The sequence below is a fragment of the Bradyrhizobium nitroreducens genome (assembly GCF_002776695.1).
GTDB lineage: Bacteria > Pseudomonadota > Alphaproteobacteria > Rhizobiales > Xanthobacteraceae > Bradyrhizobium > Bradyrhizobium nitroreducens.
On the sequence record NZ_LFJC01000003.1, the window covers coordinates 2,813,576 to 2,820,460 of the forward strand.

The 6,885-nt window shown below is 63.6% G+C and carries 7 protein-coding genes; 2 read left to right on the top strand and 5 right to left on the bottom strand.

The genetic code is table 11. The features are described 5' to 3' along the window. Nucleotides 1–29 precede the first annotated feature (29 nt). The 3 genes from TSA1_RS13855 to TSA1_RS13865 form a co-directional block, all read right to left on the bottom strand. On the bottom strand, nt 30–581 hold the full coding sequence (locus tag TSA1_RS13855) for an NADPH-dependent FMN reductase (protein WP_100176865.1): 552 nt from the start codon (nt 579–581) through the stop codon (nt 30–32). A 180-nt stretch (nt 582–761) separates the two neighbouring features. After that, nucleotides 762–1,760 carry an MBL fold metallo-hydrolase gene (locus TSA1_RS13860; protein WP_100176866.1) on the bottom strand — a complete coding sequence of 333 codons (999 nt, stop codon included), beginning with the start codon at nt 1,758–1,760 and terminating at the stop codon, nt 762–764. A gap of 117 nt (nt 1,761–1,877) precedes the next feature. Continuing rightward, on the bottom strand, nt 1,878–2,846 hold the full coding sequence (locus tag TSA1_RS13865) for an AraC family transcriptional regulator (protein ID WP_245448243.1): 969 nt from the start codon (nt 2,844–2,846) through the stop codon (nt 1,878–1,880). Between the two features lie 99 nt (nt 2,847–2,945). On the opposite strand from TSA1_RS13865, the gene TSA1_RS13870 reads away from it, so the two are divergent. Beyond that, nucleotides 2,946–3,683: an SDR family oxidoreductase gene (locus TSA1_RS13870; RefSeq protein ID WP_100176868.1), complete on the top strand. Its 738-nt coding sequence runs from the start codon at nt 2,946–2,948 to the stop codon at nt 3,681–3,683. Nucleotides 3,684–3,735: 52 nt separating this feature from the next. Here TSA1_RS13870 and TSA1_RS13875 read toward each other — a convergent pair whose 3' ends face one another. Further along, on the bottom strand, nt 3,736–4,869 hold the full coding sequence (locus TSA1_RS13875; RefSeq protein ID WP_100176869.1) for a zinc-binding dehydrogenase: 1,134 nt from the start codon (nt 4,867–4,869) through the stop codon (nt 3,736–3,738). Between the two features lie 43 nt (nt 4,870–4,912). Continuing rightward, the gene (gene eno / locus TSA1_RS13880) at nt 4,913–6,196 is read right to left on the bottom strand and encodes a phosphopyruvate hydratase (RefSeq protein ID WP_100176870.1); all 1,284 of its coding nucleotides are present in this window, start codon (nt 6,194–6,196) and stop codon (nt 4,913–4,915) included. Nucleotides 6,197–6,321: 125 nt separating this feature from the next. On the opposite strand from eno, the gene queF reads away from it, so the two are divergent. Next, nucleotides 6,322–6,810 carry a preQ(1) synthase gene (queF, locus tag TSA1_RS13885; RefSeq protein ID WP_100176871.1) on the top strand — a complete coding sequence of 163 codons (489 nt, stop codon included), beginning with the start codon at nt 6,322–6,324 and terminating at the stop codon, nt 6,808–6,810. Nucleotides 6,811–6,885 lie beyond the last annotated feature (75 nt).

Here is a 6,885-nt window from a genome sequence, read left to right on the forward strand (position 1 = left end):
CGAGCCGCCCCGGAATGACAGGTTCGGCCTCAGCCGTGATGCTTGGCGACGTGCGCGGCGAAGGCGTCGATATAGGCCTGGAGCACGGGCTTCAGCGACTCCTTGGTCAGATTGCCGTCCGCATCGAAGGCATCGCCGACCGCGTTCAGATAGGTCTCCGGCTGCTGCATGATGGGGCCGGCAATGCCCGGCAGAATGTTCTGCAGCGTCTTGGCGGCGCTGACGCCGCCGAGCGGTCCCGGCGAGTTCGAGATGATGCCGACCGGCTTGCCGTTGAACGAGCTCTTGCCATAGGGCCGCGAGGCGACGTCGATGGCATTCTTCAGCACGCCCGGGATGGCGCGGTTGTATTCGGGCGTGACGAAGATGACGCCGTCCGACTTCTGAAGCTTGTCGCGGAAGGCCAGCCAGTCCGCGGGCGGCGCAGCTTCGAGGTCCTGATTGAAGAACGAGATGCCCGCCGGCGTGATCACCTCGAGCTTGAGCGAGCCGGGCGCGAGCTTGGCGAGCGCGTTGGCGATCTTCAGCGAAAAGCTCTCCTTGCGCAGGCTGCCGGCGATAACGACGATGTTGTAGGCCATGAGGTGTCCTTGAAACCTTGAGGAAAGTGCCGGAGGGCACTTAAGCGATCCGGATCATTGGATGCAAGTGCATGAACCGGCTCGATTTGGAAACGCAGCGTTTCACGAAAGCAGATGGTCGCCCAAAACAATCGGGCCGCCAGGCGGCGGCCCGATCATCGCGCAAATGTCCAACTCGGCTCAGATCGTCGGATTCCAGGCCGAGGGGATCAGACGGTATTTGGCGCCGTCCTTCTCGACATGACCGACCGACGGGAACGTGAAGTGGAAGCCGACCACGGTCGCCTTCTCGGCTGCCGCCATGTCGTAGAATTTGTGACGCGTCTCCTGCGCCAGCGCGGCATCATTGTCGAACATCACGTGCCAGTCGGGATTGCGCAGGAAGAATTCGGGAATGTTGGTGACGTCAGACTGGATCAGCACCTTGGCATCGCCCGAGGCGACCGCGAACGAAGTGTGACCCGGTGTGTGTCCCGGGGTGGCGATCGAGGTGATGCCCGGCGCGACTTCCTTGCCCCACTCGAACTTTGTGACCTTGGACTCGAGGCCGGCAAAAGTCTTCTTCACGTTGGCGAAGTAGTTCTTCATCATCGGGTTGGACTCGGCCTTGGCGGCGTTGTCCTCGCTGGTCCAGAACTCCCAGTCCTTGCCCGGCACCATGATCTCGGCATTGGGGAATGCGAGCCCACCGTCGGCAAGGCGAATGCCGTTGGTGTGATCGGGGTGCAGATGCGAGAGCAACACGACGTCGATGTTCTTCGGGTCGACGCCGGCAGCCTGGAGGTTTTGCAGGGTGCGCCCGACCGCGCCCTTGCTCGCCTCCAAATTGGCAACGCCGTTGCCGGTGTCGATCAGGACGAGCTTGGAGCCGGTGTTGATGAGTTGCGGGTTGAACGGCACCGTGACCATGCCCTTCGGCATGTAGGCCGCCTCGCCCGCCGCCAGCGCTTCTTCCTTCGGCTTGTTGGCGACGAACTTGTCCGGCATCGGGAAGGTGCGCGCGCCGTCATTGATCGAGGTGCACTCGAAAGCGCCGACCTTGTAGCGATAGAAGCCCGGCGCCTGCGTCCCGGCTTGCGGCACTGCGGCATTGACGGCGGCCGGTCGGAGGCCGGTTACCGCGGCCGCACCGACGACGGCGGCGCCAGCGAGCAAATGACGACGATTGAGATCGGTCATGGAGAGGTCCCCTTCTGAGCCCTTGCGGTTTTCCGCATTCAAATGGCGGCGGAATAATCTCCCGCTTTGCTCAGAAGGCAAGACCTTCCTTCGGCGACGTGCCCTCGCACATCACGATTATTTTTTTGGGTTGATGAGGAATTTTTCGCCTATCGCCTGTCTACGCCAGTATCGCTTCGGCGCCTGGCCGTAGACTCGCTTGAAGGCGTGCCCGAAGGCGCTCTCCGACGAATATCCCAGCCGCGCGGCGGTTGCTGAAACGCTGGCGCCAAGCCGCAGTTGGTCGCGTGCCAGCCGCATGCGCCAGCGAAGCAGATAGTCGAGCGGCGCCAGCCCGACCAGAGACTTGAACCGCTTCGAAAACGCAGATCGCGACATGGCGATCGCGCCGGCCAATGCGTCCAGGGTCCAGGGGTGAGCGGCGTCTGCGTGCATCAGCCCAATTGCCTTGCCGATCCGGGCATCGACCAGCGCATTGATCCATCCGAGTCCCTCGCCGTCGGTCTGATCCGACGCCGCACGAAGCACCTGGACCAGCAGGACGTCGGCCAGCCTGTTGGTGAGCACCGCCGCTCCAATTCCCGTGCCCCTGATTTCGAGGTCGAGAATCCCGAGCGTGGACTGAATGACGGGTGCCGGCGGACTGCGTGACGGGATGAGCAGAAAGCGCGGAAGCGCGTCGAGCAGCAATTCGGCGTCCGACGGTTCGAAGCCGAAACTGCCGGCGAGCAACACGGTATCGCCGCCGCCGTGGCGCGCGACGTCCGACTGCGCCCAATCGAACGCCGCGATACCATCCGCGGGAGCAAGGTGCTCGTCGTTGGCCAGAACATAGGCCGGCGCATTGGAGAGAAGAAAGCAGTCGCCGGAGGCGAGCCGATGACGGGCTTCATCGCCGAAATCGATCCAGCATTCGCCTTGAACCACAGCGCCGAACTTCAGGGCCGGCTTTGCCGGGAACCGATACGACCACCTGCCGCCCGCCTCGAACCTCGTACAACGCGCGGCGCGAACGTCCAGGAGTGAGAAGACCTGAGACAGAGGGTCCAATGTCTTGCCAAGATGCTTGGCCGCGAGCTTGTCCAAGGCTTGATCCGATCTCGACGATTTTCGACCCGCTTGAGCATAGATCATCTTCGCTTCCGATGCGACGTTCGTCCTGCAAACGAACTGAACGGAACAGCCATGACGGGTATCGCAGGCAAGGTCATCGCCATCACGGGCGCCAGCAGCGGAATTGGCGAAGCGACCGCCCGGCATCTCGCAGAGCACGGCGCCGTCATGGTCCTCGGCGCGCGACGCTCCGAGAGACTGGAGATGCTGGCCGCGAGCATCGTCTCGAAGGGCGGAAAGGCGTCCTATCGCGTCACTGACGTCAAGCAGCGCGAGGATGTTGCCGGCCTCGTCGGACTTGCAACAGAGCGATACGGGAAGCTGGACGTCCTGATCAACAATGCAGGGATTGCCCCGATCTCCCGCCTCGACGACCTCCGGGTCGACGACTGGGACGACATGATCGACGTGAACGTGAAGGGCGTGCTCTACGGCATTGCCGCGGCCTTGCCTGTCTTTCGACGTCAGGGCTTCGGTCATTTCGTCAACACGCTGTCGACCGCCGGAATCAAGATCGTTCCGACGATGGCGGTCTATGCGGGGTCGAAGAACGCCGTCAGGGCGATTTCCGAGGGGCTTCGTCAGGAAGCCGGTCCGTCGCTTCGCGTGACGACCATCTCTCCCGGTTATGTCGACACCGAGCTCCCCTCCTCGATGACGGATTTCGAGCTAAGGCAACAGGGACAGGCGGCCATGAAGGCCATCGCCATTCCGGCGAGTGCCATCGCCGAAGCCATCGCTTTTGCGATACGCCAACCGGACAATGTGGACGTCGGCGAGATCGTTGTTCGTCCCACGGCTCAGGCATGATGCGTCGACCGGGCCGCCGCGCCCCGGAATCCTCCGTCCTCGCAAACCCTGATTATTTGTTCGGGTTGATGAGGAATTTTTCGCCGGTGGCCCGCTTGGCGTACACGGCGATGTTGGCGGGATCGAGCACCTCGGCCAGCGACACCACCTTGGTGTAATGGCTGGCGAAGGTGGTCTTGAGCTCGGACGCCACGCGCTGGCGCAGGCGGCCGATCTCGGCCGGACCGATGTTCTGGAGGAACGGCGTCAGCAGCCAGCCGCCGACACCCCAGGTCAGTCCGAACGACCGGTTCAATTCGGTCGGACGATTGTCCAGGCTGCCGTAGATATAGACCTGCTTGTACACGTTGGAGCCATAGCGGCTGTATTCCTTCGCGGTCTTGTTGGCCGCAACTTCCATGGCGGTGAGAATCTGGCTGGCCAGCTTGCCGCCGCCGATGGCATCGAAGGCGATCGTGGCACCGGTCTCGACCAGCGCGTTGGTGAGATCGTCCGTGAAGCTGGGCGCGCTGGAATCCACCACGTATTTGGCGCCTATCTTGTGCAGGATCTCGGCCTGCTCCTTGCTCCTGACGATGTTGACGAGGCCAATGCCGTCCTTGATGCAGATCTTGTTGAGCATCTGGCCGAGATTGGACGCGGCCGCCGTATGCACCAGCGCCTTGTGGCCCTCCCGCCGCATCGTCTCGGTCATGCCGAGTGCGGTCAGCGGATTGACGAACCAGGACGCACCGTCCGCGGCCGTGGTGCCCGCCGGCAGCTCCATGACGTCGCGGACCTTGAGCACGCGATACTGCGTGTACATGGCACCGCCGATCATCGACACGGTCTTGCCCATCAACGCCTTCGCCGCATCCGAGGCTCCGGTCCGGATCACCGTGCCGGCGCCCTCGTTGCCGACCGGCAGCGACTGATCGAGCCGGGCTGCCATCATCCGCATCGCCGCCTCCGGCATCGTCGCGGTGATGACCGGCATCTCCTTGGTGCCGGAGACCTTGGCGGCCGACATGTCGGCGGGCCCGATCAGGAGGCCGAGATCGGAGGGGTTGATCGGCGTCGCCTCGACGCGAACGACGACCTCGTCGTCGGCCGGCTCCGGCGTCGGGACATTCACGAGGGACAATTCCAGCTCGCCGCTCTTTTTCAACAGCGAGCGCAGTTGCAGTCCGGACGTGCCGTCGCTCATGTCGATCCTCCCCTGTTCTCTTCTCGCGAGTCGAGGCGCCGGCTTATGCCAGCGCCTTCAGTGCGGCCTTGCCGCCGTACAGCGCCTGCCTGCCGAGCTGCTGCTCGATGCGCAGGAGCTGGTTATATTTGGCGGTGCGGTCGGAACGCGCAAGAGAGCCGGTCTTGATCTGCCCGCAATTGGTGGCGACCGCGAGGTCGGCGATCGTCGAATCCTCGGTCTCGCCGGAGCGGTGCGACATCACCGAGGTGTAGCCGGCCTTGTGCGCCATCTCGACGGCGGCGAGCGTCTCGGTCAGCGTGCCGATCTGGTTGACCTTGATCAGGATCGAGTTGGCGCGGCCGGTCTTGATGCCGTCTGCGAGGCGCTTGACGTTGGTGACGAACAGATCGTCGCCGACCAGCTGGCACTTCTTGCCGATCAGGTCGGTGAGCTCCTTCCAGCCGTCCATGTCGTCCTCCGACATGCCGTCCTCGATGGTGACGATCGGATAGCGGCCGACGAGATCGGCGAGATACTTGGCCTGCTCGGAGATCGAGCGGGTCTTGCCCTCGCCTTCATAGACGTATTTGCCGTCCTTGAAGAACTCGGTCGAGGCGCAGTCGAGGCCGAGCACGATGTCGGAGCCCGCCTTGAAGCCGGCCTTGCCGATTGCGTTCATCACGAACTCGAGCGCGGCGTCGGCCGACGGCAGGTTCGGGGCAAAGCCGCCCTCGTCGCCGACATTGGTGTTGTGGCCGGCCTTCTTCAGCTCCGACTTCAGCGTGTGGAAGACTTCCGCGCCGTAACGCAGGCCCTCGGCGAAGGAGGACGCGCCGACGGGCAGGATCATGAACTCCTGGAAATCGATCGGGTTGTCGGCATGCACGCCGCCGTTGATGATGTTCATCATCGGCACCGGCAGCAGGCGCGCCGAGGTGCCGCCGACGTAACGGTAGAGCGGCATGTCGAGCGAGTTCGCGGCGGCCTTCGCGCAGGCGAGCGAGACGCCGAGGATGGCGTTGGCGCCCAGCCGGCTCTTGTTGGGGGTGCCGTCGAGGTCGATCATGATCTGGTCGATCTGGGCCTGCTGCTCGACGTCGAGGCCGCTGAGCGCCTCGAAGATCTCGCCGTTGACGGCGCCGACCGCCTTGGTGACGCCCTTGCCGAGATAGCGGGCCTTGTCGCCGTCGCGCAGTTCCACGGCCTCATGGGCGCCGGTGGAGGCGCCCGAGGGCACCGCGGCACGGCCGAGCGCGCCATCCTCCAGCACGACATCGACCTCGACGGTGGGATTGCCCCGGCTATCCAGGATTTCGCGGCCGATGATGTCGATGATGGCGGTCATGAGAGCCTCATTTCGAGAAACAAAGGGGGCAGTTGGCGGTGCTTCTACCGCAATGCATCGAGGTGGAAAAGGCCGGGTGACGGCCGCCGGATGATTGGCTAAGAGGGCCGCTCGGAGGCGGCCTCATGTCGAAAAAACCCAGCAAATCGAAGATCTCAAGCCTGGACCCGGCTGCCCTGCAGCTTGGCCGTGAGGTGGAATGGCCGGATGCGCCCGAAAAGGCCCAGCTCGACCGCGTGCCCAATCCGCAAAAGGGCACCGACTATCTGGTCCGTTTCACCGTGCCGGAATTCACCTCGCTGTGCCCGGTCACGGGCCAGCCGGATTTCGCGCATCTGATGATCGACTACGCGCCGGGTGCCTGGCTGCTGGAGTCGAAATCGCTGAAACTCTACATCGCGAGCTTCCGCAATCACGGCGCCTTTCATGAGGACTGTACGGTGATGATCGGCAAGCGCATTGCCAGCGAGATCAAGCCGAAATGGCTGCGCATCGGCGGCTACTGGTATCCGCGCGGCGGCATCCCGATCGACGTGTTCTGGCAGACCGGCCGCGTGCCGAAGGGCCTGTGGGTGCCGGAGCAAGGCGTCGCGCCCTATCGCGGGCGCGGCTAGAGCATTTTCGGTTCTGATTGAATCAGAACCGAAGCTCTAGATTCTTGTTTTGACGCGTTTTCTTCACGCGAACCG